Raw genomic sequence first — 25,046 nt, forward strand, 5'->3', positions numbered from 1 at the left:
TCCGCAAGAAGCGGCGCAAGAACCGGCGTCCGCGATCCGAAGCAACCGAGCGAGCTCCCGCATGACATCGACCGCGCCCCATGATCTCGAATGCATCGGCGTTTCCAAGAATTACGGCTCCGTGCAGGCGGTCAGGGATGTGAGTTTCGAGATCCCCAACGGCTGTTTCTTCTCCATTCTCGGACCGTCCGGCTGCGGCAAGACCACCTTGATGCGCATGATCGCCGGCTTCGAGGAGCCGGGCGCGGGCGACATCCGCATCAAGGGGCGTTCGGTCCTCAACACCCCGCCGAACAGGCGCAACGTCAAGATGGTGTTCCAGCACCTGGCGCTGTTCCCGATGATGAATGTCTACGAGAACATCGCCTACGGCCTGCGCTGCAACCGGGTGCCAAGGGCCGAGATCGACCGCAAGGTCAAGGACGTGCTCGCCCGCATCGCGCTGCCGGATGTGGCGAACCGCGAGATCCACCAGCTGTCGGGCGGCCAGAAGCAGCGCATCGCCATCGCCCGCTGCATGGTGCTCGACCCGGACGTGCTGCTGCTCGACGAACCGCTCGGCGCGCTCGACCTGAAGCTGCGCGAGGCGATGAAAATCGAGCTGAAACTCTTGCAGCACCAGTTCAACACGACCTTCATCTACATCACCCACGACCAGTCCGAGGCGCTTGTCATGTCGGACTATGTGGCGATCATGAACAAGGGGCGCTTCGACCAGATCGGCACGCCCCAGGCGCTCTATCACAACCCCGACACGGCCTTCGTCGCCGGCTTTGTCGGCGACAGCAACCGCTGGTCGGGCCGCATCCTGTCGCGCTCCGGCGAGGAGGTGCGGGTCGAGACGCAGGGCGGGTTGCCGCTGGTGGGAGCTGCGGCCGGGCGCAGCCCGCTTGCCGGCGAGGGCGGGGTGGAGCTCTTCGTGCGCCCCGAGTTCATCCGCGCCGAGCGGGCCGGCGAGGCGTTGCCGGACACGGACGGGCGCAATGTCATCGAGGGCAGGGTCGACAGCCTGCTCTTCAACGGCGCCAACAGCCGGGTGCTGGTGCGCGGTGCCCAGGACGCGCTGATCGAGGCCGACGTGGTGCTGACCGGCGGCCCGGAGGACCTGCGCCCCGGCGAGGCGGTGCGACTGTCCTGGGCCCATGCCCAGACCCGCTGCTTTGCCGCGGAGAGCGCCGCATGACCAATGCCCGTGACATCAGGCGCCTTTCGCTGATCCTGCTCTTCGCGCCGTTCACGCTGTGGATCGTGCTGCTGATCGCGCTGCCGCATGCCGGCATGGTGGTGCTGTCGCTGCGCGAGAAGGTGGCGCCGCGCGTCTATGAATACGGCCTTGGCAACTATATCGATTTCGCCCAGGAGCCGATCTACTGGAACACGCTGATTCGCACCGGCTCCATGTCGCTGCTGGTCACCGCGCTCGCCCTCGTCATCGGCTTTCCCGTCGCCTATTACATCGCCAAGATCGCCGGCAACCGGACCCGGGGCGCGCTCTTCCTGGTGATCCTGATCCCGCTCTGGGTCAGCGACCTGATCCGCGCCTTCGGCTGGATCCTGCTCCTACGCGAAACCGGCGTCGTCTCCTCCGTGCTGCAGTGGAGCGGGCTTGCCGGCGGACCGGTCGAGTTCCTCTACTCGGACGCCACCGTGGTGATGGGGCTCGTCTACACGGTGATCCTGTTCATGATCGTGCCGCTCGTCTCGACCCTTGATGGCATGGACAACGCCATGATCGAGGCCGGCTACAATCTCGGCGGCAACGGTTTCACCGTGCTGCGCCGGATCATCATCCCCTACGCCATGCCGGGCATCGTCTCCGGCTGCATCGTCACCTTCATGCTGACGGCGGGCAGCTACCTGACGCCGATCCTGCTCGGCGGCAAGAATTCGAGCTGGTTCACCGAGCAGATCTACGACCAGTTCATCACCCGCTACAACTGGGAGTCCGGGGCGGCCTTCGGCTTCCTGCTGCTGGCCTTCACCTCGCTCGTCGTCTGGCTCGGCCTGAAGCTGTCGGGACAGAGCCTTGCCACCACCGTCGCGCGGAGCTGAGATCATGATCAACAGCGCGCGCCCCGGCCTTTTCCTCATCGGCTATCGCCTTTATCTGGCGGCCTTCTTCGTCTTCCTGGCGGCCCCGCTGGTTGCCGCCGGCACCTTCGCCTTCAACGATTCCCTGTTTCCGTCGCTCCCCTGGCAGGGCTTCACGCTCGACTGGTTCTTCTCCGACACGGAGCCCAAGCTCGGCATGTTCCACGACCGCCGGCTGCTGCGCGGGCTCTACTATTCCTTCGTCATCGCCGCATGCGTCTCGGTGCTGTCGGTGTTCGTGGGCACCTGCAACGCCTTCCTGTTCGTGCGCGGCAATTTCCCGGGCAAGAACGCGCTCTACATCGTGATGATCGTGCCGCTGGTCATTCCCGGCGTCATCCTCGGCATCTCGATCCTGGTGCTGGCGAGCACGGTGGCCAATTTCATCGAGACGACGACGGGCATCGAACTGTCCTTCCTGCGGCCCGGCATCGTGCTCGTCGTGCTCGGCCAGTTCTCCTTCATCGTCACCATCACCTCGCTGGTGATCGTCGCCCGGCTGAAGAAGTTCGACATCGCCATGGAGGAGGCGGCCCTCAATCTCGGCGCCAGCCGGGCGCGGGTGCTCGCCACCATCACGCTGCCCTTCCTGCGTCCGGCGATGATCGCGGCCGGCATCGTCGCCTTCCTCGTCTCCTTCGAGAACTTCAACACGACGCTGTTCCTCGTCGGCTCCGAGGCGCCGCTGACGGTGACCATGTATGATCGCATGGTGAAGGTCGGCTCGACGCCGGTGCTCAATGCCGTCTCCTTCGTCCTGATGCTCGGTTCGAGCCTGCTGGCGCTGCTTTCGATCCTCGTCCAGCGGGACAAGACCACCTCCTGAAGGCCAGCCCTGCCGCCATGACAAAAGTCGACTTCATCATCGTCGGCGCCGGTTCGGCCGGCTGCGTGCTGGCCGACCGGCTGAGCGCCGGCGGCCGCTACAGCGTGCTGCTGCTGGAGGCCGGCGGCAGCGATCTCAACTTCTGGATCTGGATGCCGATCGGCTACGGCAAGGCCTTCTACGACAAGCGCATCAACTGGATGTACACGACCGAGCCCGATCCCGGCCTCGGCGGGCGAACCTCCTACTGGCCGCGCGGCAAGGTGCTCGGCGGATCGTCGTCGATCAACGCCATGGTCTATATCCGCGGCCAGCAGCAGGATTACGAGGACTGGAAGACGATGGGCAACCCCGGCTGGGGCTGGGACGACGTGCTGCCTTATTTCCGCAAGTCCGAGACCAACGATGCCGGTGCCGACGACTGGCGCGGCGGCGAGGGGCCGCTTCACGTCGCCACCCTGGCACGCGACCTGCACCCGATGTGCCAGACCTATCTCGCCGCCGGCGAGCAGGCCGGCCTGAAGCGCAATCCGGACTTCAACGGTGCCGACCAGGAAGGCGTCGGGCTCTACCAGAACACGGCCAGGGACGGCTTCCGCATGTCGGCGGCACGCGCCTATCTGCGCCCGGCGCGGGGGCGGGCCAACCTGCGTGTCGAGACCCATGCGCATGCGACACGGATCCTCTTCGAGGGCACCCGCGCCACCGGCATCGAATACATGCGCAAGGGAGAAAAGCGGACGGCATATGCCGCGCGCGAGGTGATCCTTGCCGCCGGCGCGGTCAACTCGCCGCAATTGCTGCAGCTCTCCGGCGTCGGTCCGGCGGCGCTGCTCTCGAGCAAGGGCATCGAGGTGCGGCACGAGCTGCCCGGCGTCGGCCGGCATCTGCAAGACCATCTGGGGCTCGACTATCTCTACCGTTCGAAAGTGCCGACGCTGAACCAGCAGCTCGGCCCGCTCATCGGCAAGCTCTGGCACGGGTTGCGCTATGTCTTGATGCGGCGCGGGCCGCTCTCGCTCGGCGTCAACCAGGGCGGCGGCTTCTTCCGCACAAGGCCCGAACTTGCCCGGCCCAACATGCAGCTCTTCTTCTCGCCGGTGAGCTACACAAAGGCGCCGCCGGGCAAGCGGCCGCTGATGAGCCCGGACCCGTTCCCCGGATTTCTCCTCGGCATCCAGCCGACCCGGCCGACGAGCCGCGGCCATCTGGAAATCCGCTCCGCCGACCCGTTCGAACCGCCGGCGATCCACCCGAACTATCTCTCGACCAATCACGACCTGCAGGAAATGCTGGAGGGCGCGCGCTTCCTGCGCACCCTTGCCGCGACGCCGGCCTTTGCCGATGTGATCGCGCAGGAGATCCTGCCCGGGCCGCAGGTGCGGTCGGAGGAGGATCTCGTCGCCGACATCCGCGCCCGCTCGGGCACCGTGTTCCATCCCGTCAGCACCTGCCGGATGGGGCCTGATCCGAAGGTGGACGTTGTCGACCAGCGTTTGCGCGTGCACGGGCTCGCGGGCCTGCGTATCGTCGATGCCTCGATCTTCCCGACCGTGATCTCGGGCAACACCAACGCACCGGCGATCATGGTCGGGGAGAAGGGCGCGGACATGATCCTTGAAGACCACGCGAGCGACCGGATACCCCTTTCATGAGCGATATCTTCACGCCCGATTTCAGGCCGCAGCCCTACTGGTGGGACGAGACGCCGCCGCCGGCCATCGATGCCGAAGCCGCGCGCGCGCCGCTGCCGGAGCGGGTCGACGTGGCTGTGGTCGGCGCCGGCTATACCGGCCTCAACGCGGCGATAGCTGCGGCGCGCGCCGGTGCGACAACGCTGGTGCTCGACGCGGAGGCCGCCGGCTTCGGCTGCAGCACCCGCAATGGCGGACAGATCTCCACCTCTGTGAAGCCGGATTTCGCGACGCTGGTTCGTCGCCACGGCCGTGACCGGGCGGCGGCGATCCTCAAGGAAGGGGAGGCCTCGCGCGATTACGTCGGCCGGCTCGTCGCTGAGGAAGGGATCGATTGCGGCTTTTCCGTCTGCGGCCGCTTCCACGGCGCGCACACGCCGGGTCGCTTCGAGGCGATGCGGCGCGAACTGGAGAGCCCGCATCCGGTGCTGGATACCGGCGCCTACACGGTCGGGCGTGCCGACCAGCATGCGGAGATCGGCACCGACGCCTATTACGGCGGCGCCGTCTATCCGCGCGTCGCCAGCGTCGACCCGGGGCGCTACCACGCCGGGCTTCTGGGTGCGGCTGAGCGGGTGGGCGCGCGCATCGTCTCCCATTGCCCCGTCGGGGGACTGGAGCGGGCGGCCGGCGGTTTTCGCCTGACCACGGCGCGCGGCACGCTTTTCGCGCAGAAGGTGGTCCTCGCCACCAACGGCTACAGCGGACCGCTCAGCCCCTGGCACCGGCGGCGCGTGATCCCGATCGGTTCCTATGTGATCGCGACGGAGGAGCTGCCGCAGGCGGTGATGGACGAGGTGCTGCCGACGGATCGCATGCTCTGCGACACGCGCCGGGTCGTCTACTACTACCGGCCGTCGCCCGACCGCCGCCGCATCCTGTTCGGCGGACGGGTGTCGCTTTCCGAGACGGACCCGAAAAAGAGCGCCGTCCGGCTGCATGACGAGCTGATCCGCCTGTTTCCGCGGCTGACCGGCACCCGTGTCTCCCATTCCTGGGTCGGTTACGTCGCCTACACGTTCGACGAGATGATGCATATCGGAAACGACGAGGGGCTCCACTACGCCATGGGCTATTGCGGCTCCGGCGTCGGCATGGCGAGCTATCTCGGCATGCGCATGGGCCAGCAGGCGGCGGGGCTTTCGCAAGGGGCGACCGCCTTCGACGGCCTAGCCTTCCCGACGCGCCCCTTTTACACCGGCAATCCCTGGTTCCTGGCGCCGTCCGTGCTTGCCTACCGTCTCCTCGACCGGATGGGGATCTAGCTGTCCGGTCGCCGCTCGAGCCCTGCGGGTCGGCGAACCATGCAGTAGCCCCTTGACCTTCCAGTTGGTGGAAGGCTCACATGGGGGAGACGATCACCCGACCGGAACGCCTCCCATGAATATCGGCGACGCTGCGGCACGTGCGAACCTGCCGCCCAAGACCATCCGCTATTACGAGGACATCGCGCTGATCCGTCCGGCGCGGGCCGCCAATGGCTATCGCGACTATTCGCAGACGGACGTGCATCGCCTGCGCTTCCTGCAAAGGGCGCGCAGCCTCGGCTTCACCATCGAGGAATGCCGCGCGCTGCTCTCGCTCTACGAGGACGAGCACCGGGCCAGTGCCGACGTGCGGGCCGTCGCCACCCAGAAGATCGGCGAGGTCGAGCGCAAGATCGTCGAACTGCAGGGCATGAAGGCGACGCTCAAGCGCCTCGTCCAGTGCTGCCACGGTGACGAGCGGCCCGATTGCCCGATCCTCGAGGATCTTGCCGGCGGCCCCTTGCCGGAGGGCGCCGGGACGCGGGGCGGCGGGCGATGAGGCCGTTGGTTCTGCTTTCGGGTGCCGTCGCGCTGCTTGCAATCGCGGGCGGCGCCTATCTTCTGTCCGGCGGCGACGCGGGAAGGACGACGACCGGGAGCGGCACGCCGATGGCAAGCGTCACCGTGCCGGAGCTGTCCGGGGAGCTTGCGCGGGGCAGGGAGCTCTTCGACGCGAGTTGCGCCAGCTGCCACGGCGCGAATGCCGCCGGGCGCGCCGGTATCGCGCCGCCGCTCGTCCACATGATCTACGAACCCGGCCATCATGCCGATGGCGCGTTCTTCCTCGCCGCCGCGCGCGGCGTGCGCCAGCATCACTGGAGCTTCGGCGACATGCCGGCCGTGCCCGATGTGACGCCGCAGGAGGTTGCGGCGATCACCGCCTATGTGCGCGCGCTGCAGCGCGCCAGCGGCATCTTCTGACGTTGGCTCACACGCCGAGATAGGCCTCGCGCACCCGGTCGTCGGCCAGAAGGTCGGATCCCTTGCCCTCCATGGCGATCTCGCCCGTCTCGATGACATAGCCGCGCGTTGCGATGGAAAGCGCCGCGAAGGCGTTCTGTTCGACGAGGAACACCGTCACCCCGTCCTCGCGGTTGAGCCTTGTGATGATCTCGAACACCTGGTCGACCAGCACCGGGGCAAGTCCCATCGACGGCTCGTCGAGGAGCAAGAGCTTCGGCCGGCTCATCAGGGCCCGCCCGATGGCGAGCATCTGCTGCTGGCCGCCGGAAAGCCCGCCCGCCGGGTTCCGCCGCCGTTCCTTCAGCACCGGGAAGAGGTCGTAGACCCGGGCAAGATCCGCCGCGATCTCCGCGTCCTTGCGCAAGTAGGCGCCGAGCCGGAGATTGTCCTCGATGGCAAGCGGGGCGAAGATCTGCCGCCCTTCCGGCACCTGGGCGATGCCGGCGGCGACGCGCGCATGCGGGCTTGCCCGCGAGATGTCGCGTCCCTCGAAGGAGAGGCCGCCGCCGCTCATCGGCTGGACGCCGGAGAGGGTGCGCAGCAATGTCGTCTTGCCGGCGCCGTTGCCGCCGACAAGGGCGACGATCTCGCCGGCATCGACCTGGAGCGAGACGCCGTGCAGGGCTTCGATCCGCCCGTAGGCGGAGCGCAGTGTGTCGACGCGAAGCAGCGGATCAGTCGAGCGCAAGGTTGGCCTCCCGCGTGCCATGGGTTCCAAGATAGGCCTCGATGACCTTCGGGTTGGAGCGGATCTCGGCGGCGCCGCCCTCGGCCAGCATGCGGCCCTGGTCGAGCACCAGGATGCGGTCGGAAATGCGCATGACGAGTTTCATGTCATGCTCGACCAGAACCACCGCGACGCCCTCGTCGGCGATCTTGCGGATCAGCCGCTCGATCTCCTCCGTCTCGACCGGATTGCAGCCGGCCGCCGGCTCGTCGAGCAGGAGCACCTTCGGTTCGGCGGCGAGCGCCCGGGCGATCTCCAGCCGTTTCAGCGCGCCATAGGGCATGTTCGACGCCGCCGTGTCGGCATAGTCGGAAAGCCCGACCCGGGCGAGCAGCCGGTCGGCGTGTTCCGCGCTTTCCCGGTTCTGCCGGCCGGTGGAGGGCAATGCCAGCAGATGGGCGAGCAGTCCGCGCTTTTCCTTCAGGTGCCGGCCGACCATGACGTTTTCCCGCGCGCTCATGCGGAAGAAGACCTGCAGGTTCTGGAAGGTGCGCGACAGCCCGCGTGCCGCCAGCCGGTTCGGCCCCAGCGCCGTCACGGTGTCGCCGGCCAGCCGGACGCTGCCCGTCTTCGGCTGGTAGACGCCGGAAACGAGGTTGAAGAGCGTCGTCTTGCCGGCGCCGTTCGGGCCGATGATCGAGAACACCTCGCCGGGACTGGCGGTGAAGGAGACATGGTCGACGGCCTTCACGCCGCCGAAGGAGATGCCGATCTCCTCGACCGCCAGCAGGGGAGTGTTGGGGGCGTTCATTTGCGTCTCCCCCGGAACAGGCTTGCAAGGCCGGGCACGATGCCGGAGCGCAGCACGATCATGATCACCATCATGATCAGGCCGAGCACCATGTGCTCGTAGTCGTGGAAGCTGGTCAGCACCTGCGGCAGCACGACGAGGATCGCAGCCCCTGCGACGGAGCCCAGGATCGAGCCCATGCCGCCGAGCACGACCATCGTCACCAGCTCGATGGAATGCATGAAATTCGCCTTGTCCGGCGTGACGAAGCCGTTGACCAGGGCAAGTGCCGCTCCCGCGACCGCGGCATAGACGGCGGAGATGACGAAGACGGTCAGCTTGGCCCGCGCCACGTCGATGCCGGCGACCCGCGCCGCGACTTCCGAATCGTGCAGCGCCCGCAATGCCCGGCCCGTCGGGCTGGCCACCAGGTTTCCGGCGATCCACGCGCCGATGACGAGCAGCCCGCCGGTGATCCAGTACCAGGTGTCGGCGCCGCGCACCCGCCAGCCGAACAGCGTCAGCCGCTCCACCGGCATGCCGTCGGGCCCGCCCGTCAGCCACGCCTCGTTGGAGATCGTCATGGCGATCAGCATGCCGAAGCCGAGCGTCGCCACCGCCAGATAGTGCCCCTTGAGCCTGAGGATCGGCCGCCCGACGAGGAACGCGACCAGCCCGGCCACGACCGCGCCGGCAAGGGCGGCGATGAGCGGATGCAGGGAGAATTGCGCCGGCAGCACGGCGACCGCATAGGCGCCGATGCCGAAGAAACCGGCATGGCCGAGGCTGACCTGGCCGGCATAGCCCATCAGGAGGTTCAGCCCGATCACGGCGAGCGCCGAGATCCACACAAGTGCTGCGACCCGCAGGTAGAAGTTGGAGGGCAGGGCGAAGGACAGGCCGACCACCAGCACGGCGAGAACGAGCGGCACGGCGACACGGGGCGCGAGGACGGCTTTCAGCATCACACGCGCTCCACGCTGGCCTTGCCGAACAGTCCGCCCGGCATGACGAAGAGAACGGCGAGGATGACGATGAAGGCGATCGCGTCCTTGTAGGTGGAGGAGATGTAGCCGGCGCCAAGCGCTTCCAGCAGCCCGACGGTGAGCCCGCCGACCACCGCGCCGAGCGGGTTGCCCATGCCGCCCAGCATGGCGGCGGCGAAGCCCTTCAGCGCCAGCAAGGTGCCGACATCGTAGCTGGTCAGCGTGATCGGCGTGACGAGGATGCCGGCGATGGCGCCGATGGCGGCGGAAAGCACGAAGGACAGGCCGACGACGAAGGAGGTGTTGATGCCGACGAGCTTCGCCGCCAGCCGGTTTGCCGCCGTCGCCAGCACGGCCTTGCCGAGCAGCGTGCGGTTGAAGAAGGCCCACAGCAGCACGACGATCACCGCCGCCCCGCCCAGCACCCAGAAGCTCTGCGGCAGGATCGCCGCGCCGCCGAAGGCGATGGGCGTGTCGCCGGAAAAGGCCGGCAGCGAGTGGAACTGCTTGTCGAAGACCACCTGCGCCAGTCCGCGCAGGAAGATCGAGGCGCCGATGGTGATGATGATCAGCGTCACGGCCGAGGCGCCGCGCGCCGGTTCGATGGCGAACCGGTGCAGGAGCAGGCCGATGCCCATGGCGACCGCGATGGCAACGAGTGCGGCGAGCGGCAGGGGCACGCCGGCGGCCGCGACGAAGACCGTCGTCATGCCGCCAATCATGACGAACTCGCCTTGCGCGAAATTCACCACGTCGGAGGCGTTGTAGATGATGGTGAAACCGAGCGCGACCAGCGCGTAGACCGCGCCGACGGTCAGGCCGGACACACAGAATTGCAGCAGTTCGGGCATGGGCTCGCCGTGTTGTTCCCCGCGCCGGTCCGGTCTGTCGGCCGCGATGCGGGCCTGTACCGACCAGGGTGCGGGAAGGGGGCCGGGCCGGCCGCGCCGCGCGGAAAAGGTCTTCCGCGCGGCGCGGCCGCGTTCGATGCGGCTTGGCTTACTCGACCAGCGCCCAGTCGCCGCCCTTGATCTCGAGCATGCGGAAGGCCGTCAGGTCGAGGCCGAGATGGTCGTCGACCGACATGTTGACGACGCCCGCCGTGCCCATGAAGCCGGTGGTCTTCTCGATCGCGTCGCGGATTGCCTTCGGGTCTTCCGAGCCGGCGCTCTTCATCGCCTCGACGAGGATCATCAGCCCGTCATAGGCATGGCCGCCGAAGGTCGAGACCGGCTGGCCGGTCGCCTCCTCGTAGGCGGTCTTGTAACCGGCGACGACGGATTTCTGCGGGTCGCTGTCCGGCAGCTTGTCGGCGACGAGCAGGGCGGACGCCGGCAGGCGCACGCCCTCGGCCGCATCGCCTGCGAGGTCGATGAACGACTTGGAAGCAACGCCGTGGCTCTGGTAGAGCGGCACGTCGATGCCGAGCTGCTTGTAGTTGCGGGTGACGATCGCCGGACCCTGGCCGAAGCCCGGATTGACGACGGCCTGCAGCCCGGCCGCGTTCTTGATGTTGGTGAGCTGCGGCGTCATGTCGGAATCGCCCGGGCCGTAGGTCTCGTCGGCGACGATCTCGATACCGTAGTCGCCGGTCACCGAAACGCACTGCTCGCGCATCGACTTGCCGAAGCCGCCGGTGCCGGAGATCAGGCCCACCTTGGCGAGGCCGCGCGCCTTCAGGTCCGCGAAGATCTTCTCGCAGGCCATCTTGTCGGTATGCGGCGTCTTGAAGGTGAATTCCTTCACCGGGTCGACGATCACGACCGCGCCGGCCAGCGAGATGAACGGAATGCCGGCATCCTCGAACACCGGGATCATCGCCATCGTCGTGCCGGTGGTCGAGCCGCCGACCACGGCGACGACCTCGTCGTCCTCCACCAGGCGTGTGGCGAAGGTGCGGGCCTTGTTGGCATCGGCGCTGTCGTCATAGACGACGAGTTCCAGCTGCTTGCCGTTGACGCCGCCGGCCTCGTTGATCTTCGCCACATACATTTCCAGCGTCTTGGCTTCCGGATCGCCAAGGAACGAGGCCGGGCCGGTCACCGCCAGCGACGCGCCGATCTTGATCGTGTCGGCGGATGCGGTCGCGGTAAAGGCGAAGGCCGCGCCGGCCAGAAGCGCCGCGCTGCCGAGATACTTTGCAAAACGAGCCATGGTTTCCTCCCAGGGATATTGTAGCAGGTCTTTTTTCCGGTCTTTCGTCGGCGACGGGGGCGTGCCCCCGCCCGACCTACGCCGCGACCGGGCGGCGCATGGCTGCCACGCGGAAGCGGTTGGCGACGAACGCGCTGTCGCACAGACAGGCGTTGCCGGCCGGGTTCGCTCCGGTGACGTGGTAGTCGGAGAAGGCGGCGGACTGGTTGACGAAGATGCCGCCGGTCAGGTTGACCGAGAGCGCCACGCCCGCATCGGCGAAGGCATCCGCCGCCTGGTCGATCACGTCTTCCCGCGTCGCGTAGAGCGCCGCCGTGATCGCGCCTTTCGTCTTCGCCGAGGCCGAGGCCCTGGCGATCGCGTCATCGGCCCCGTCGGTGGCGATGACGAAGCTGATCGGGCCGAAGCGTTCCTCCAGGTAGGCGGCCTCGTCCTTCGCGTCGACGGCGAGCATCAGCGGCGTCGCCGAGCGCGCCCCGTCCATGCCCTCGACGGCTGCGCTCTCGCGCAGCACCGTGCCGAGCCTGTGCGCGTCCGCGATGCGCTTCAGCGTTGCATCGCTCTGCACCGCTCCGAGCACGCCGGCGGCGCGCTGCGGATCGCCGAGGAGCTTGTCCATCGCGGTCCGGATCGCGCCGGCCACCTCGTCGAAGGACTTGTGCCCCTCGTCGGTGTCGATGCCCTCGCGCGGCACGTAGATGTTCTGCGGCGCGGTGCACATCTGGCCCGAGTACAGCGACAGCGAGAAGGCGATGTTGCCGGCCATGCCGCGCAGCGAATCCGTGCCGGCGACGACGATCGAGTTGACCCCGGCCTCTTCCGTGTAGACCAGCTTGTCCCTGGCGTTGTCGCGCACCCAGGAACCGAAGGCCGACGAGCCGGTGAAGTCGATGATGGCAACGTCCGGATGGGTCACCAGCTCCTTGGTGAGCGGCTTTTCCGCCGTGTCGGCGGCAAGCAGCAGCACGTTCGGGTCGAAACCGGCCTCGGAGAGAACCTCGCGGCCGATCCTCACCGTCAGCGCCAGCGGCAGGATCGCGCCCGGATGCGGCTTGACGATCACCGGATTGCCGGTGGCAAGGCTGGCGAACAGGCCCGGATAGGAGTTCCAGGTGGGGAAGGTGGCGCAGCCGATCACCAGCGCCGGCCCGCGCGGCACGATGCGGAACTGCTTGTCGAGGACGAGCGGGTCCTTCGGCCCCTGCGGCTTTTCCCAGCGCACATGGCCGGGAATGCGGCTCATCTCGTCATAGGCATAGGCAACGGCCTCCAGCCCGCGGTCCTGTGCATGCGGGCCGCCGGCCTGGAAGGCCATCATGAAGGCCTGCCCGGACGTGTGCATCACCGCATGGGCGAAGAGGAAGCTCTGCGCGTTGATCCGCGCCAGGATTTCCAGGCAGACGCCGGCGCGTGCCTCGGGGCTCGCCTGCGCCCAGCCGCGCATCGCAGCTTTCGCGGCGGCGACCGCCATGTCCGGCGCAAGCTCGGGATAGGAAATGCCCAGATCGAGGCCATAGGGGCTGATCTCGTGGCCGGTGCGCCCGCCGCCGGTGGGCTGGTCGAGCTCGAACGGCTGGCCGACAAGCGCCTTGAACGCGGCCTCGCCGTCCTCCTTGGCGGTTTCGCCATAGACCTTGCCGGACGGCATTTCCGGGTAGGCCGACCAGTAGCCGCGGCTGCGGATCGTCTCCACCGCCTTGTCGAGGGTCGCCTTGTGCCTGTCGAAAAATCCGGCCATGCCTGTCTCCCTGTGGCGCGCGGACCGGGCCTCGTGCCCGCAAGCCTCCCGATTTCGGGGCTGCCGGCACTCCTCCCGGCGGACGCGCCGCCTGTGTTTGCCCGCCTCCTGCGATGCGCGGCACCCGGCCTGTTCCAGGTGCCCGGCGAGGGCGGGGCGGTTTGTTGGTCTGGGCGCGATTGACAGCGCCCGATTGACAATCATAATAATTAACCGACCGGTTGGTCAGTCAAGTGAAAAATCACGAGGCGACCGGTTCCCTTCCTTGCTGCGAGGCATCGGGGGAGGCGGACCGGCGCGAAGGGAGGGCGCATGCCAGCGGACAGGACGTCTTCGGTTGGGGCAGATGATCGGGGCGGGGCCGATGCGGCGCCCGTGCTTGTCGAGCGCGATGGCGGCGTTCTGGTCGTCACGCTGAACCGGCCGGACAAGCTCAATTCCTTCAACGAGGCCATGCATGCCGGGTTGCGCAAGGCCCTCGACGCGGCCGAGAGCGATCCGGATATCCGCTGCCTGCTGATCACCGGCGCCGGGCGCGGTTTCTGCGCCGGCCAGGATCTCGGCGACCGGGTGACCGCGCCGGGCGATGCGCCGCCCGACCTGACCCGCACCATCGAGGCCAACTACAATCCGCTGCTGCGCCGGCTAAAAGCGCTGCCCAAGCCTGTCGTCTGCGCGGTGAACGGGGTGGCGGCCGGTGCCGGCGCCAATATCGCGCTCGCCTGCGACATCGTGCTTGCCGCGCACTCGGCGAAGTTCATCCAGGCGTTTTCGAAGATCGGGCTGGTGCCCGACAGCGGCGGCACCTGGTCGCTGCCGCGTCTCGTCGGCCTTGCCCGGGCCAAGGCGCTTGCCATGCTGGCAACGCCGGTCCCGGCCGAGCAGGCGGAAAGCTGGGGCATGATTTGGAAAGCGGTCCCCGATGCCGAACTGATGGCGGAGGCCCGCCGCCTTGCCGGCGAACTTGCCGCCGCGCCGACCTTCGGTCTCGGCCTCGTCAAGCAGGCGCTGGAGGCGTCTTCGGAGAACGATCTCGACACGCAGCTCGATCTCGAGCGCGACTTCCAGGGCCTTGCCGGCCGCTCGCCCGACTACGCGGAAGGCGTTTCCGCCTTCATGGGCAAGCGCGCCCCTTCCTTCACCGGCCGCCCGCCGGCGGGTTCCACATCCGGAGACGATGCATGAGCACCGCGGACATCACACCCGGCAATGCGTCGGAGATGAACCCGGACGAGCTGGCGCGCGCCTGCGCCGATGCCATGTGGGCCGGCGACAAGGCCAGCCAGGGGCTCGGCATGGAGATCGTCGAGGTCGCCTCGGGCCGTGCCGTCATCGCCATGACGGTCACCGAGGCGATGGTCAACGGCCACGGCATCTGCCACGGCGGCTTCCTCTTCACGCTCGCCGACTCGGCCTTCGCCTTCGCCTGCAACAGCCACAACCAGAACACCGTTGCGAGCCATTGCGCGGTCAGCTTCCTGCGTCCCGGCCGGCTTGGCGAGCGGCTGGTGGCGACCGCCGTCGAGCGCTGGCGCGAGGGACGTTCGGGCATCACCGACGTCACCGTCACCAACGGCGGCGGCGAGGTGCTGGCCGAATTCCGGGGCAATTCCCGCACCATCAAGGGAACGCTGCTGCCCGGGCAATAGGGTTTGGCGTTTCTCGACTTCACCTGAACGGCAACAAGCGGCCCGCAAAGCGGCCGTGCGCATCATCCGGGAGGATATCCATGCTCGATCTGGCACCGAAGCCGGGCGATCTCGACCCCATCGAAACCGCGTCCCGCGACGAGATTTCGGCACTTCAGCTCGACCGGCTGAAATGGTCGGTCCGCCACGCCTATGACAACGTCGCGCATTACCGCAAGAGCTTCGACGAGGCCGGCGTGCATCCCGGCGATATCGAGACGCTGGCGGACCTGGCGAAATTCCCCTTCACCCACAAGCAGACCCTGCGCGACAACTATCCCTTCGGCCTTTTCGCCGTGCCGCGCGAGCAGGTGGTGCGGGTGCACGGGTCGTCGGGTACGACCGGCAAGCCGACCGTTGTCGGTTACACGAAGAACGACATCCGGACCTGGTCGACGGTGATGGCCCGTTCGCTGAGGGCGGCCGGCGCGCGCGCCGGCATGATCTGCCATGTCGCCTATGGCTACGGCCTCTTCACCGGCGGTCTCGGCGCCCATTATGGCGCGGAAGAGCTCGGCATGACCGTGGTGCCGATCTCCGGTGGCATGACCGAGCGCCAGGTGACGCTGATCGAGGACTTCAAGCCGGACGTCATCATGGTGACGCCGTCCTACATGCTGGCCATTCTCGACGAGTACAAGGCGCGCGGCATCGACCCGCGCTCCTCGTCCATCAGGATCGGCGTCTTCGGCGCGGAGCCCTGGACCAATGCCATGCGCGAGGAGATCGAGCAGGCCTTCGACATGCATGCCGTCGACATTTACGGCCTGTCGGAGGTGATGGGGCCGGGCGTTGCCAACGAATGCGTCGAGACCAAGGACGGGCTGCATATCTGGGAGGATCACTTCTATCCCGAGGTGATCGACCCGGTGACCGGCGCGGTGCTGCCCGACGGCGAGGTCGGCGAGCTGGTGTTCACCTCGCTGACCAAGGAGGCGATGCCGGTCATCCGCTACCGCACCCGCGATCTCACCCGCCTGCTGCCGGGCACGGCGCGGTCCATGCGCCGCATGGAAAAGGTGACGGGGCGCTCTGACGACATGATGATCGTGCGCGGCGTCAATGTCTTCCCGACGCAGATCGAGGAGCAGCTGTTCCGCATCGACGGCCTGTCGCCGCACTACCAGGTGGAATTGACACGCAAGGGCCGGATGGACGAAATGACCGTCCACGTCGAGGCGCTTCCCTCCCATGCCGACGATGCGCAGCGCGCGGCCTCCGCCGCCGAGCTGAAGGCGCATCTGAAGAACGTGATCGGCGTCAGCGCGCGTGTCGCGGTGGCCGATCCGGGCGCCCTGGAGCGCTCCATGGGCAAGGCGAAGCGCGTCGTCGACAACCGGCCGAAGGACTGATAGGCAGGCCGGCCACCGACACGAAACGCCAATTTCCGCCGCGGGCACGGGCTCGCGGTGGTTCCGACCGGGGGATTTCGAGACATGGCACGCCCGCGCGCCGAGGACTATGACGACAAGCGCAAGGCGATCCTGAAGACGTCGGCGGAGCTCTTCGCCGAGCAGGGCTTCGACCGCTCCTCGATGAACCAGATCGCCACCGGCTGCGGCGTCTCCAAGGCGCTGCTCTACCACTACTACGCCAACAAGGACGCGCTGCTCTTCGATATCATCCGCGATCATCTCGACGAGCTGATCGGGGCGGTGGAGGAGGCGGTGGCGCCCGGCCTTGCCGGCGAGGCGCGGCTGCTTGCCTGCGTCTCGGCGCTGCTCGACGCCTATCGCGACGCCAATGCCGAGCACAAGATCCAGATCAACGAGATGAAGCGCCTTCCTCCCGCCCAGCAGGAGGAGCTGAAGGAACGCGAGCGCCGTCTCGTCGCGCTCTTTGCCGGCGCTCTTTGCGATGCGGTGCCCGCGCTTGCCGCCGACGGTTCGGTGCTGCTCAAGCCGGTGACGATGAGCCTCTTCGGCATGGTCAACTGGCACTATCTGTGGTTCCGCGACGGCGGCCCGGTCAGCCGCGCCGACTATGCCCGCATCGCCACACGGCTGATCCTCGACGGCGCCCGCAACCTGTCAGCCTGATCAGGCCAAGAAGGACCGGCAACCGATGCCCGGCCGGGATGACGGCCTGAGGGTGGGACCGGCGTCCGAATGCAGTCGGCCGGTTCGGGCCGGGAGCCGGCCACACGCACCCCTCTCCCCCCTTGAGGGGGAGATGTCCCCGGCCGGGGACAGAGGGGGGAGCGGGCGCCGGCCACTCTCGCCGCCGTATAGGTGCTGACGCCGGCCCTTGCCGTCTCTCAGGTCGTCATCCTTCCGGGTTGCCTGCGACACGCCAGCCTTGCCCCCCTCTCGGGCGTCATCCCGGCCGAAGCGAAGCGGAGAGCCGGGAACCATCGGCAACCCCGGCAGGCATGACGGCTCTCAGCGGTCACGGCAGGTGTGGTGACGTTCTTCTCTGCCACAGGACAGGACCGGACCGGCACGCAGCCTCCCCGATCCCGTCGCTCCCGCTCTGGAAATGAATGGGCCCCGGCTCGCGCTGCGCTTGGCCGGGGTAACGGCCTGAGGGTGGGACCGGCGTCCGAATGCAGTCGGCCGGTTAGGACAGGGAGCCGGCCACACGCACCCCTCTCCCCCCTTGAGGGGGAGATGTCCCCGGCCGGGGACAGAGGGGGGAGCGGGCGCCGGCCACTCTCGCCGCCGTTTAGCTGCTGACGCCAACCTTGCCCCCCTCTCAGGCCGTCATCCCGGACTTGATCCGGGATCCATCGGCAACCCCGGCAGGTGTGATGGCTCCCGCCGGTCACGGCAGGTGTGACATCTTGTGTGCGGAGCGCCGGATCAGGGGCGGGGACGGACGGCCTTCAACCTTCGTCCGTGCCTCAGCCGCCGGAGGAGGGGGCCGCCGGCCAGTTGCGGTCGCCTTCCGGCATCATGAACACCTGGCCGGGATAGATCAGGTCCGGATTGCGGATCTGGTCCTTGTTGGCCTGGTAGATCGTCGTGTAGCGCACGCCCTCGCCATAGCGGCGCTGCGAGATCGTCCAAAGATTGTCGCCCGTGCGGATGATGATGCTGGGGATCGCCCGCGTGCCGGTGCTGGCGCTGTCGCCCGAGCCGGCACCGGCCGTGCCGCTCAGCGCGACCGGACGCAGGACGACGGCATCGGCCTCCTTCTCGAAGGTGACTTCGGCGCGCGCCACGACGGCGCCGTCGCCCGGCTTCACCTGGTCGGCCCGCACCGCGACCTCGCCCGGCTTCACTTCGCCCTGCGTCTCCAGCAGCCAGCGGCCGCCGGCATCGGTCTTTGCCTCGCCGACAAGCTTGTTGTCGACATAGACGCGCACGTCGCTGTTCGGCTCGCCCGCGCCGGCAACGAAGACCTTGTCCTTCTCCGTCTCGACCGCCTCGACCGTGACGGGAGCTGTCGCGCTGTCCGCAGTCTGGCCGGCGGCGGGCGTGGACGGGGCATTCGCGGGGGAAGACGTGTCGCTGCCTGTTGCTGTCGCGGCGGCGCCAGCGGCTGCCTCGCCGGAGGTCGCCGGCCTGTCCTGCGCGCCGGCATTGGCTGTCTGCGTTGCCGTCGTTCCGGAAGCCGGAGCACTGCCTGCCGTCTCGCCGCCCGCCGGGTTGCTGCCTGGCTGTGTGCCGGCAGGTTCGGTTCCGCCCGCCGGGGCATCGGCCGTCTGCGTGTCGGTTGCCGGTGTGTCGGTTGCCGGTGTGTCGGTTGCCGGGGCACCGGCCGTCTGCGTGTCCGTTGCCGGCGCACCCGCCTGCACGGTCCCGGCAGGATCGCTGCCGCCCGCCGCCGCGGAACTGTCCTGCGCGGGGTTCGTCGTCGGCGCTGAGGACTGCGCATCGCCGCCGGCATTGGGGCCGGCATCCGCGACGACCGTGGCGCCGTCGCCCTGGCTCGTCCCGCCGCCTGCCGCATCGCCTGCCGGCGCGCCGACATCGGCGATCTGCGGCTTCTGCAGGACCTGCGAGGGCGCGCCCGGCTCGTTCAGCATGACCAGCACGTCGCCCTCAGGGGTCTCCGGGACGGAAACGGCCATCGACTGGGTGGAAGCGCCAAGTGTCGCGCCGCTCTGGTCGCGGGTCTCCAGCGTCACCGCGTGGGCGCCGGGGGGGAGCGGTTCGTCGAGGACGATGGCGAATTCGCCCGAGGCGTTGGCGATGCCCTTGCCCACCACCTTGCCGTTGGAAAGCAGCGCCACGATGGCGCCGGCCTCGGATTGGCCGGCGACGACGGCCGAACCGTCCTTCTCGACGCGCATCAGGTCGAAACTGGGGACCTTGGCGGCATCCGCCGTGGTTTGTCCTTCGGGGGTCTGGCCTTCGGGTGTCTGGCCCTCAGAGGGCTGGCCTTCGGCCGCCTCTCCGTTGCCGGTCTGCGCGGGTGCGGCGGTCTGGGCCGTGCTTCCGGCTGCCGGTGCCTCGCCGCCGGGCGCCTGCGCGGTCTCGCCAGGCGTCATGTTCGCCCGCTGCCAGAACATGTAGCCGAGCCCGCCGGCGCCGACGACGCCAGCCAGTACGAGCAGTTGGATGACCAGTTTCCGCGTCATGAAGACCCTGCGCTCCCCGCGATTCTCCCCACTGGCCGAGAATATGTGCCAGTCGCCCCGAAATTCCACAGAATGGTTATACGCTAAAGCCCGAGCCGGCAAGCAAGCGGGGCCTGTTCCCCGCCCGCCTGCGCCGCAACGGCTTGACCCGGCGCGATGCCGGTTGCACATCTAGCGCCATGACAAATCCTGATACTTCCGGTGGCGATGCCACCTTCCGTCGCCTGAAATCCGTCTGCGTCTATTGCGGCACCGGCGAGGGCGTCGATCCCGCCTATCTGCAGGCTGCGACCCGGCTTGGCCGCCAGCTGGCGGGCGAGGGCCTGTCTCTCGTCTATGGCGGCGGCTCGATCGGCCTGATGGGCGCGGTCGCGCGGGCAACGCTTGAGGGCGGCGGTTCGGTCACCGGCATCATCCCGCGCTTCCTGGAGGAGCGCGAGGTGATGATGCAGTCGGTCAGCGAGCTGATCGTCACCGACGACATGCACGAACGCAAGCGCACCATGTTCGAGCGCGCCGACGGTTTCGTCGCGTTGCCGGGCGGCATCGGCACGCTGGAGGAGGTGGTCGAGGTGCTCACCTGGGGCCAGCTCGGCCGCCACGCAAAGCCCGTGGTGCTCGCCGATATCGGCGGCTTCTGGCGTCCGTTGATCGATCTTCTGGCGCATATGCGGGCCGAGGGGTTCATCCGCCCGGGCTTCGAGATCGACTACCGCATCGCCACCACGGTGGAGGAGATCCTGCCGGCCCTGCGCAGCGCGGTCGAGGGGGAGAGCCCGGCCGGGGAAAGCGGCCTCGCCGATCTGGAGAAGCTGTAGGCAAGGCCGGTCTTCTTCCCTGCCGTCTCCGTCAAAAGCAAAGGGCCCCGCGGCGCATGCCGCGGGGCCCTTTTCGTTCGACCGAAGGGACGGGGACTATTCCGCCGCCTGCGGCAGGCTGTCCGGCGCCTCGCGCGGCTCGTCCTTGCGCTTGCCGATCGGCGTGACCGTGGCCGAACCGGGCGCGCCGAACGCGGCCGATGCCGGGGTTGCGGGAACCGGCACCGCGACCGCAGCCGCTTCGGTGCCGAAGGCCGCCGCAGCCGGCGTCTCGCCCGTCTTCCTGTTCCACAGCGCGGAGAAGAACCGCGTCCACACCGTCGGCAGCGCCAGCATCGTCGGGATGACGATCAGCGTCAGGATGGTGGCGAAGGCCAGGCCCGAGATGATCGCGGTGGACAGCTGCACCCACCACACGGCGGTGATCGACCCCTTGGCGATGATCCTTTCGAAGAAGTCGAAATTGATCTGCGTCGCCATCGGGATCAGGCCGGCGATGGTGGTTGTCGTCGTCAGCAGCACCGGCCGGATACGCTGGGCCGAGGTCTTCAGCACGGCTTCCACCGGCTCGATCCCGTCCTCGCGGAACCGGTTGTAGGTGTCGATCAGCACGATCGCGTTGTTGACGACGATACCCGCCAGCGCGACGACGCCCGTTCCCGTCATGATGATCGAGAACTTCTGCCCCGTCAGCGCCATGCCGAGCAGCACGCCGAACACCGACATGATCACCGTCGAGAGGGTGAGGAAGCTCTGGTAGAAGCTGTTGAACTGCGTCACCAGGATGATGAACATCAGGAACAGCGATCCGACCATCGCCTTCATCAGGAACTCGCCGGACTCCTTCTGGTCCTCGTCCGCGCCGCGGAACTTGAGGAAGATGTTGTCCGGCCAGCTCTGCGTGTCGAGCCAGGTCTGCAACTCCTGCACCTTGTCGTCCGGCGTCAGCGGCCGTGTCACGCCCTCCGTGGTGGTGATCGTTTCGGTCGGGATGATGTTCGCCTTCACGTCCATCGCGTAGAGCCCGTCGCGGCGGGTGATCGAGGTCACCTTCTGCTGCGGCGCCCGGTCGATGAAGTTGGAAAGCGGCACCTGGCCGAGCGGCGTCTGCAGGCGCAACGAGTCGAACCGGTCGAGCGTGCGCTCCGCCTCGGGCAGGCGGACGCGAATGTCCACCTCGTCCTCGGAATCGTCCGGCCGGTACTTGCCGATCAGCACGCCGTTGGTGACGAGCTGCACCATCGAGCCGACCGAGCCGATGCCGGCCTGGAAGCGGCCCGCCTGTTCGCGGTCGATGGTGATCTGCCATTCGATGCCGGGCAGCGGCCGGCTGTCCTCGTGGTCCTGCAGGCCGCCCATCGTGTCGAGATGATTGCGCACCTTGCTGATTGCGGCCGTCAGGTCGTCATAGCTGGTCGAGGTGATCTGCAGCCTGACGTCCTTGCCGGTCGGCGGGCCGCCCTCGATCTTGCGCACTTCCACCTTGATGCCCGGCAGCGGCGCCGTGCGTTCGCGGATCTCGGCGAAAATGTCCTCCGCCTTGCGCCGGCAGCAGAAGTCGGCGAGCTCGATGTTGAGCTCGGCGATCACGTCCGCCGGCTTGTCCTGGGCACCGCCCAGCATGCCGCCACCGGTCGAACCGCCCGCCGTGGTCACCGCCATCACGACATTCTTGATGCCGGCGACCTGAAGCACCTCGCGTTCGACGTCATCGACGAGATCGAGCGCCTCGCGGGCCGAGAAGTTGCCCCGCGCCGAGACCAGCACGACGGCCGACGGCGGCTCCTCGTCGACGAAGAACTCGACGCCCTGCGCGTTCTGCAGGAAATAGGCGAAGATGCCGCCGGACAGGACCACCAGCGCGACGAGGGTCACCACGTTGCCGAGCGGCGTTCCGGCGCAAAAGCGCAGCAGCCGCACATAGACGCCGGTCGCCCCGCCCACCTTGTCGGCGTCGAACTGCTCGCCCGCCGACAAGAGCTTGGCTTCCGCCTGCTCCTGCTCGGCCATGCGTTCGGCGCGCCGGCGCGACATGCGGACCAGCGGCGAAAGACCCAGATAGGCAAGCACGCCGAGGCCGAGGCCGAGCACGACGCCAAGCGGGATCATTGCCGCTTCCGGTACCGGCAGGATGGCGGCGCCCTTCATCGCCGTGACGACGGCGACGCCAAGGCCGACCATGCCGGCGAGGATCCACTCCGCATTGCGGCCCGTCCACGAGATCATGCCCGACATGACGGCGCCGGTCGCCGGCAGGAAGACGAGCGCGGTCAGCAGCGAGGCCGACAGCACGATGATCACCATGATCGGCAGGTAGCTCATGAACTCGCCGGCGACGCCCGGCCACAGCAGCATCGGCAGGAAGGCGGCGAGCGTCGTCGCCGTCGACGAGACGATCGGCCAGAACATCAGCTTCGAGGCGCGGATATAGGCCTCCTGCGCCGGCATTCCTTCCGCGATCTTGCGGTCGGCGTACTCGACCATGACGATGGCGCCGTCGACCAGCATGCCGACGGTCAGCACCAGGCCGAACATCACCATCGTGTTCACGGTCATGCCGATCGCCGACAGGATCAGGAAGCCGACCATGAACGAGGCCGGGATCGAGATGCCGACGAGGATCGCCGATTTCGGTCCGAGCGCCCAGACCACCAGGATCATCACCAGGAAGATCGCGGTCAGGATCGACGACTGCAGCGAGCCGAGGATCTCGAAGATGCTTTCCGACTTGTCGAGGATGTAGTCGATGCGGATCGAGGACGGCCAGTCCTTGGTCGCGGTCTCGACCACCTCGCGCACGGCGGCGTTGTTCTCGATGATGTTGGTGCCCTTGCGCTTCACCACGTTGAGGGTGATCGCCGGGTGGCCGTTGACGCGGGTGTAGGTCTCCGCGTCCTTGAAGGTGCGGTGGACCTCGGCAATGTCGCCGAGCGTGACGACGCCTTCGCCGCTCTGCTTGATCGGCAGCGAGTAGACATCCTCCGCGGTCTCGACGAGGCCGGGCACCTTGACGTTGAAGCGGCCCCGGCCGTTGTCGAGGAAGCCGGCCGGCACCAGCTGGTTATTCTGCGACAGCGAGGTCAGCAGCTCCTGCTGGGTCACCTGGTAGGATTCCAGCTTCATCGCATCGATGACGACCTCGAGCAGCTCTTCCCGGTGACCGGATAGATCCGCCGACAGCACCGTCTGCACCGCCTCGACCTGGTCCTTCAGCCGCCGTGCATGGCGGTAGAGCGTGCGCTCGGGCACCTCGCCCGACAGCGCCACGAAGATCGTCGGCTGCAGCGCGAAATTGGTCTCGACGATGGTCGGTTCCTCGGCCTCGGCGGGCAGTTCCGCCTTGGCCTGGTCGACCTTGTCGCGGACATCGGCGAGCGCCTTGTCCTTGTCGAAGTCGATATCGAACTCGAGGATGACGCCGAGATGGCTCTCGGCGGAGATCGTGGTGATCTCCTTCAGTCCGTCGAGGCCGCGCAGCGCCGTTTCCATCGGCCGCGCCAGCAATCGCTCGGCGTCCTCCGGCGAAATGCCCTGCTGGCTCACCGAGACGTAGAACACCGGAATGTCGATGTCCGGGTCGGCCTCTTTCGGCACGCCGATATAGGCCATGACGCCGGCGGCGACCATGACGACCATCAGCGTCAGGACGGTTCTCGGTCGGCGCAGGACGCCTTCGAGCATGGAAATCATTGTTTGGCCTCCGCCGTGATCACCACCGGTTCGACCGTCTGTCCGTCGGTCACGTAGTCCTGCCCGGCCGTGATCAGCCTGAGCGTGTCGGGCAGTCCGGAAACCCAGAGCCCGTCGGTGTCGCCGCCCAGCACCTTGACCGGGTGGAAGACCACCTTGTTGTCATCGTCGACGGCGCGCACGCCCAGCGTCCCGGCATCGTCCAGCGTCAGCACGCCAGAGCTCAGCCGGTGCGCCTGCTGCTCGCTCAAGGGCACCCGCGCGGTGGCGGTGATGCCGTCGCGAATGGCGCCGTCCTTGTTGTCGATCTCGACCTCGACGCGGAACGTGCGCGTGGCCGGGTCCGCGGCCGGCGCGATGTAGCGGACCACGCCCGTGGCGGTCTCGCCGGTTACCAGCTCCACCTCGGCCTGCTGGCCGAGTTCCAGCTTGCCGATGTCGCGCTCCGACACCTGGCCGATCGCCAGGATCGGATCGGCGTCGATGACCGTGGCGCAGATGTCGCCGACGGAAAGCACCGTGCCGGTCTTGACCATCGGGCTTTCGACGACGCCGGCGATCGGCGCCTTGATGATCGTGCGCGACAGCTCCAGTTGCTGTTCCTCGAGCCGGGCCTTTGCCGCGTCCATCGCCGCCTTCAGCGCGGCGACGCGTGTCTGGGCAGTGAAGCCCTTGTCCTTGAGCTGGGAGGCGGCGGTGTGATCCAGTTCGGCCTGGGCGAGCTGCGCCCTGGCTTCCAGCACCTTTGCCTCCCGCGCGCCCTTGTCGAGCACGCACATGACGTCGCCGCGGGCGATGCGCTCGCCCTCGGTGACACGCCGTTCGGCGACCCGTCCGTCGGTCTCCGCCCGCACCTCGACCTTGGCGTCGGCTTCCGTGCGTCCGCGGATCACCAGCACCGACCGGCGCGGCTCGGCCGACATCTCGCGCACCGACACCCGGAACGGCGTCTTGTCGGCCTCTTCCCGTTGCTCGGAGAGCGGCGGCTGGGCGTTGGCGGCGTCGGCCCGGCCGCCTTCCACATAGGTTCCGGTCCACATCCAGCCCGCGACGGCGGCAGTAATGCCGACGGCGAGAATGTGGGAGAAGCGGATCTTCATTCGGTCAGT

21 protein-coding genes are annotated in these 25,046 nt (G+C 67.9%); 12 read left to right on the top strand and 9 right to left on the bottom strand.

Going from position 1 to position 25,046, the window contains the following annotated elements:
* Positions 1-61: 61 nt before the first annotated feature.
* The 7 genes from ACQY46_RS12995 (at position 62) to ACQY46_RS13025 (ending at position 6,839) form a co-directional block, all read left to right on the top strand.
* Entirely contained in the window at positions 62-1,183 is a 1,122-nt protein-coding gene (locus ACQY46_RS12995) for an ABC transporter ATP-binding protein (RefSeq protein ID WP_428696463.1), read from the top strand.
* A complete protein-coding gene (locus ACQY46_RS13000; RefSeq protein WP_428696464.1) occupies positions 1,180-2,052 on the top strand; it encodes an ABC transporter permease in 873 nt (290 codons plus the stop codon). Before ACQY46_RS12995 ends, ACQY46_RS13000 begins: the two co-directional genes overlap by 4 nt.
* 4 nt (positions 2,053-2,056) lie before the next feature.
* Positions 2,057-2,917, top strand: a complete 861-nt coding sequence (locus tag ACQY46_RS13005) for an ABC transporter permease (protein ID WP_428696465.1) — start codon at positions 2,057-2,059, stop codon at positions 2,915-2,917.
* Between the two features lie 17 nt (positions 2,918-2,934).
* Complete coding sequence (locus tag ACQY46_RS13010) at positions 2,935-4,572, top strand: GMC family oxidoreductase (RefSeq protein ID WP_428696466.1); 1,638 nt, start codon at positions 2,935-2,937, stop codon at positions 4,570-4,572.
* Positions 4,569-5,876 (top strand): NAD(P)/FAD-dependent oxidoreductase, encoded by a 1,308-nt coding sequence (locus ACQY46_RS13015; protein ID WP_428696467.1) that lies wholly within the window; start codon positions 4,569-4,571, stop codon positions 5,874-5,876. Before ACQY46_RS13010 ends, ACQY46_RS13015 begins: the two co-directional genes overlap by 4 nt.
* A gap of 115 nt (positions 5,877-5,991) precedes the next feature.
* Positions 5,992-6,417: a Cu(I)-responsive transcriptional regulator gene (gene cueR, locus ACQY46_RS13020; RefSeq protein ID WP_428696468.1), complete on the top strand. Its 426-nt coding sequence runs from the start codon at positions 5,992-5,994 to the stop codon at positions 6,415-6,417.
* Positions 6,414-6,839 carry a cytochrome c gene (locus tag ACQY46_RS13025; protein ID WP_428696469.1) on the top strand — a complete coding sequence of 142 codons (426 nt, stop codon included), beginning with the start codon at positions 6,414-6,416 and terminating at the stop codon, positions 6,837-6,839. Before cueR ends, ACQY46_RS13025 begins: the two co-directional genes overlap by 4 nt.
* A gap of 7 nt (positions 6,840-6,846) precedes the next feature.
* Here ACQY46_RS13025 and ACQY46_RS13030 read toward each other — a convergent pair whose 3' ends face one another.
* The 6 genes from ACQY46_RS13030 to paaN all read right to left on the bottom strand — a co-directional run bounded on the left by ACQY46_RS13030 (position 6,847) and on the right by paaN (position 13,216).
* Entirely contained in the window at positions 6,847-7,551 is a 705-nt protein-coding gene (locus ACQY46_RS13030; RefSeq protein ID WP_428700485.1) for an ABC transporter ATP-binding protein, read from the bottom strand.
* Positions 7,552-7,555: 4 nt separating this feature from the next.
* Complete coding sequence (locus ACQY46_RS13035; protein ID WP_428696470.1) at positions 7,556-8,359, bottom strand: ABC transporter ATP-binding protein; 804 nt, start codon at positions 8,357-8,359, stop codon at positions 7,556-7,558.
* Entirely contained in the window at positions 8,356-9,303 is a 948-nt protein-coding gene (locus tag ACQY46_RS13040; protein ID WP_428696471.1) for a branched-chain amino acid ABC transporter permease, read from the bottom strand. The genes ACQY46_RS13035 and ACQY46_RS13040 overlap by 4 nt, the downstream gene beginning before the upstream one ends.
* Positions 9,303-10,175, bottom strand: a complete 873-nt coding sequence (locus tag ACQY46_RS13045) for a branched-chain amino acid ABC transporter permease (RefSeq protein WP_428696472.1) — start codon at positions 10,173-10,175, stop codon at positions 9,303-9,305. The genes ACQY46_RS13040 and ACQY46_RS13045 overlap by 1 nt, the downstream gene beginning before the upstream one ends.
* 148 nt (positions 10,176-10,323) lie before the next feature.
* A complete protein-coding gene (locus ACQY46_RS13050; RefSeq protein WP_428696473.1) occupies positions 10,324-11,478 on the bottom strand; it encodes an ABC transporter substrate-binding protein in 1,155 nt (384 codons plus the stop codon).
* Between the two features lie 76 nt (positions 11,479-11,554).
* The gene (gene paaN, locus ACQY46_RS13055) at positions 11,555-13,216 is read right to left on the bottom strand and encodes a phenylacetic acid degradation protein PaaN (protein WP_428696474.1); all 1,662 of its coding nucleotides are present in this window, start codon (positions 13,214-13,216) and stop codon (positions 11,555-11,557) included.
* 312 nt (positions 13,217-13,528) lie between these two features.
* On the opposite strand from paaN, the gene paaG reads away from it, so the two are divergent.
* The 4 genes from paaG (at position 13,529) to ACQY46_RS13075 (ending at position 16,943) form a co-directional block, all read left to right on the top strand.
* Positions 13,529-14,401, top strand: coding sequence for a 2-(1,2-epoxy-1,2-dihydrophenyl)acetyl-CoA isomerase PaaG (gene paaG, locus ACQY46_RS13060; protein WP_428696475.1), 873 nt, complete (start codon positions 13,529-13,531; stop codon positions 14,399-14,401).
* Positions 14,398-14,865: a hydroxyphenylacetyl-CoA thioesterase PaaI gene (gene paaI / locus ACQY46_RS13065; RefSeq protein ID WP_428696476.1), complete on the top strand. Its 468-nt coding sequence runs from the start codon at positions 14,398-14,400 to the stop codon at positions 14,863-14,865. The genes paaG and paaI overlap by 4 nt, the downstream gene beginning before the upstream one ends.
* Positions 14,866-14,945: 80 nt before the next feature.
* The gene (gene paaK / locus ACQY46_RS13070; RefSeq protein ID WP_428696477.1) at positions 14,946-16,256 is read left to right on the top strand and encodes a phenylacetate--CoA ligase PaaK; all 1,311 of its coding nucleotides are present in this window, start codon (positions 14,946-14,948) and stop codon (positions 16,254-16,256) included.
* A gap of 84 nt (positions 16,257-16,340) precedes the next feature.
* Positions 16,341-16,943, top strand: a complete 603-nt coding sequence (locus ACQY46_RS13075; RefSeq protein WP_428696478.1) for a TetR/AcrR family transcriptional regulator — start codon at positions 16,341-16,343, stop codon at positions 16,941-16,943.
* Positions 16,944-17,746: 803 nt separating this feature from the next.
* Here the strand turns inward: ACQY46_RS13075 and ACQY46_RS13080 are convergent.
* Positions 17,747-19,429, bottom strand: coding sequence for an Ig-like domain-containing protein (locus ACQY46_RS13080; protein ID WP_428696479.1), 1,683 nt, complete (start codon positions 19,427-19,429; stop codon positions 17,747-17,749).
* A 179-nt stretch (positions 19,430-19,608) separates the two neighbouring features.
* On the opposite strand from ACQY46_RS13080, the gene ACQY46_RS13085 reads away from it, so the two are divergent.
* The gene (locus tag ACQY46_RS13085; RefSeq protein ID WP_428696480.1) at positions 19,609-20,247 is read left to right on the top strand and encodes a TIGR00730 family Rossman fold protein; all 639 of its coding nucleotides are present in this window, start codon (positions 19,609-19,611) and stop codon (positions 20,245-20,247) included.
* Positions 20,248-20,343: 96 nt separating this feature from the next.
* Here the strand turns inward: ACQY46_RS13085 and ACQY46_RS13090 are convergent, their stop codons facing one another.
* Together ACQY46_RS13090 and ACQY46_RS13095 are read right to left on the bottom strand one after the other, a co-directional pair.
* Entirely contained in the window at positions 20,344-23,937 is a 3,594-nt protein-coding gene (locus tag ACQY46_RS13090) for an efflux RND transporter permease subunit (protein WP_428696481.1), read from the bottom strand.
* Complete coding sequence (locus ACQY46_RS13095; protein ID WP_428696482.1) at positions 23,934-25,037, bottom strand: efflux RND transporter periplasmic adaptor subunit; 1,104 nt, start codon at positions 25,035-25,037, stop codon at positions 23,934-23,936. Before ACQY46_RS13095 ends, ACQY46_RS13090 begins: the two co-directional genes overlap by 4 nt.
* Positions 25,038-25,046: the final 9 nt, after the last annotated feature.

Source organism: Stappia sp. (genome assembly GCF_965276915.1).
Lineage (GTDB): Bacteria > Pseudomonadota > Alphaproteobacteria > Rhizobiales > Stappiaceae > Stappia.

Bases quoted from the DNA above. Each gene is read 5' to 3' on its own strand.
- ACQY46_RS12995 (WP_428696463.1), top strand. From the start codon at position 62: ATGACATCGACCGCGCCCCATGATCTCGAATGCATCGGCGTTTCCAAG.
- ACQY46_RS13000 (WP_428696464.1), top strand. From the start codon at position 1,180: ATGACCAATGCCCGTGACATCAGGCGCCTTTCGCTGATCCTGCTCTTC.
- ACQY46_RS13005 (WP_428696465.1), top strand. From the start codon at position 2,057: ATGATCAACAGCGCGCGCCCCGGCCTTTTCCTCATCGGCTATCGCCTT.
- ACQY46_RS13010 (WP_428696466.1), top strand. From the start codon at position 2,935: ATGACAAAAGTCGACTTCATCATCGTCGGCGCCGGTTCGGCCGGCTGC.
- ACQY46_RS13015 (WP_428696467.1), top strand. From the start codon at position 4,569: ATGAGCGATATCTTCACGCCCGATTTCAGGCCGCAGCCCTACTGGTGG.
- cueR (WP_428696468.1), top strand. From the start codon at position 5,992: ATGAATATCGGCGACGCTGCGGCACGTGCGAACCTGCCGCCCAAGACC.
- ACQY46_RS13025 (WP_428696469.1), top strand. From the start codon at position 6,414: ATGAGGCCGTTGGTTCTGCTTTCGGGTGCCGTCGCGCTGCTTGCAATC.
- ACQY46_RS13035 (WP_428696470.1), bottom strand. From the start codon at position 8,359: ATGAACGCCCCCAACACTCCCCTGCTGGCGGTCGAGGAGATCGGCATC.
- ACQY46_RS13040 (WP_428696471.1), bottom strand. From the start codon at position 9,303: ATGCTGAAAGCCGTCCTCGCGCCCCGTGTCGCCGTGCCGCTCGTTCTC.
- ACQY46_RS13045 (WP_428696472.1), bottom strand. From the start codon at position 10,175: ATGCCCGAACTGCTGCAATTCTGTGTGTCCGGCCTGACCGTCGGCGCG.
- ACQY46_RS13050 (WP_428696473.1), bottom strand. From the start codon at position 11,478: ATGGCTCGTTTTGCAAAGTATCTCGGCAGCGCGGCGCTTCTGGCCGGC.
- paaN (WP_428696474.1), bottom strand. From the start codon at position 13,216: ATGGCCGGATTTTTCGACAGGCACAAGGCGACCCTCGACAAGGCGGTG.
- paaG (WP_428696475.1), top strand. From the start codon at position 13,529: ATGCCAGCGGACAGGACGTCTTCGGTTGGGGCAGATGATCGGGGCGGG.
- paaI (WP_428696476.1), top strand. From the start codon at position 14,398: ATGAGCACCGCGGACATCACACCCGGCAATGCGTCGGAGATGAACCCG.
- paaK (WP_428696477.1), top strand. From the start codon at position 14,946: ATGCTCGATCTGGCACCGAAGCCGGGCGATCTCGACCCCATCGAAACC.
- ACQY46_RS13075 (WP_428696478.1), top strand. From the start codon at position 16,341: ATGGCACGCCCGCGCGCCGAGGACTATGACGACAAGCGCAAGGCGATC.
- ACQY46_RS13080 (WP_428696479.1), bottom strand. From the start codon at position 19,429: ATGACGCGGAAACTGGTCATCCAACTGCTCGTACTGGCTGGCGTCGTC.
- ACQY46_RS13085 (WP_428696480.1), top strand. From the start codon at position 19,609: ATGACAAATCCTGATACTTCCGGTGGCGATGCCACCTTCCGTCGCCTG.
- ACQY46_RS13090 (WP_428696481.1), bottom strand. From the start codon at position 23,937: ATGATTTCCATGCTCGAAGGCGTCCTGCGCCGACCGAGAACCGTCCTG.
- ACQY46_RS13095 (WP_428696482.1), bottom strand. From the start codon at position 25,037: ATGAAGATCCGCTTCTCCCACATTCTCGCCGTCGGCATTACTGCCGCC.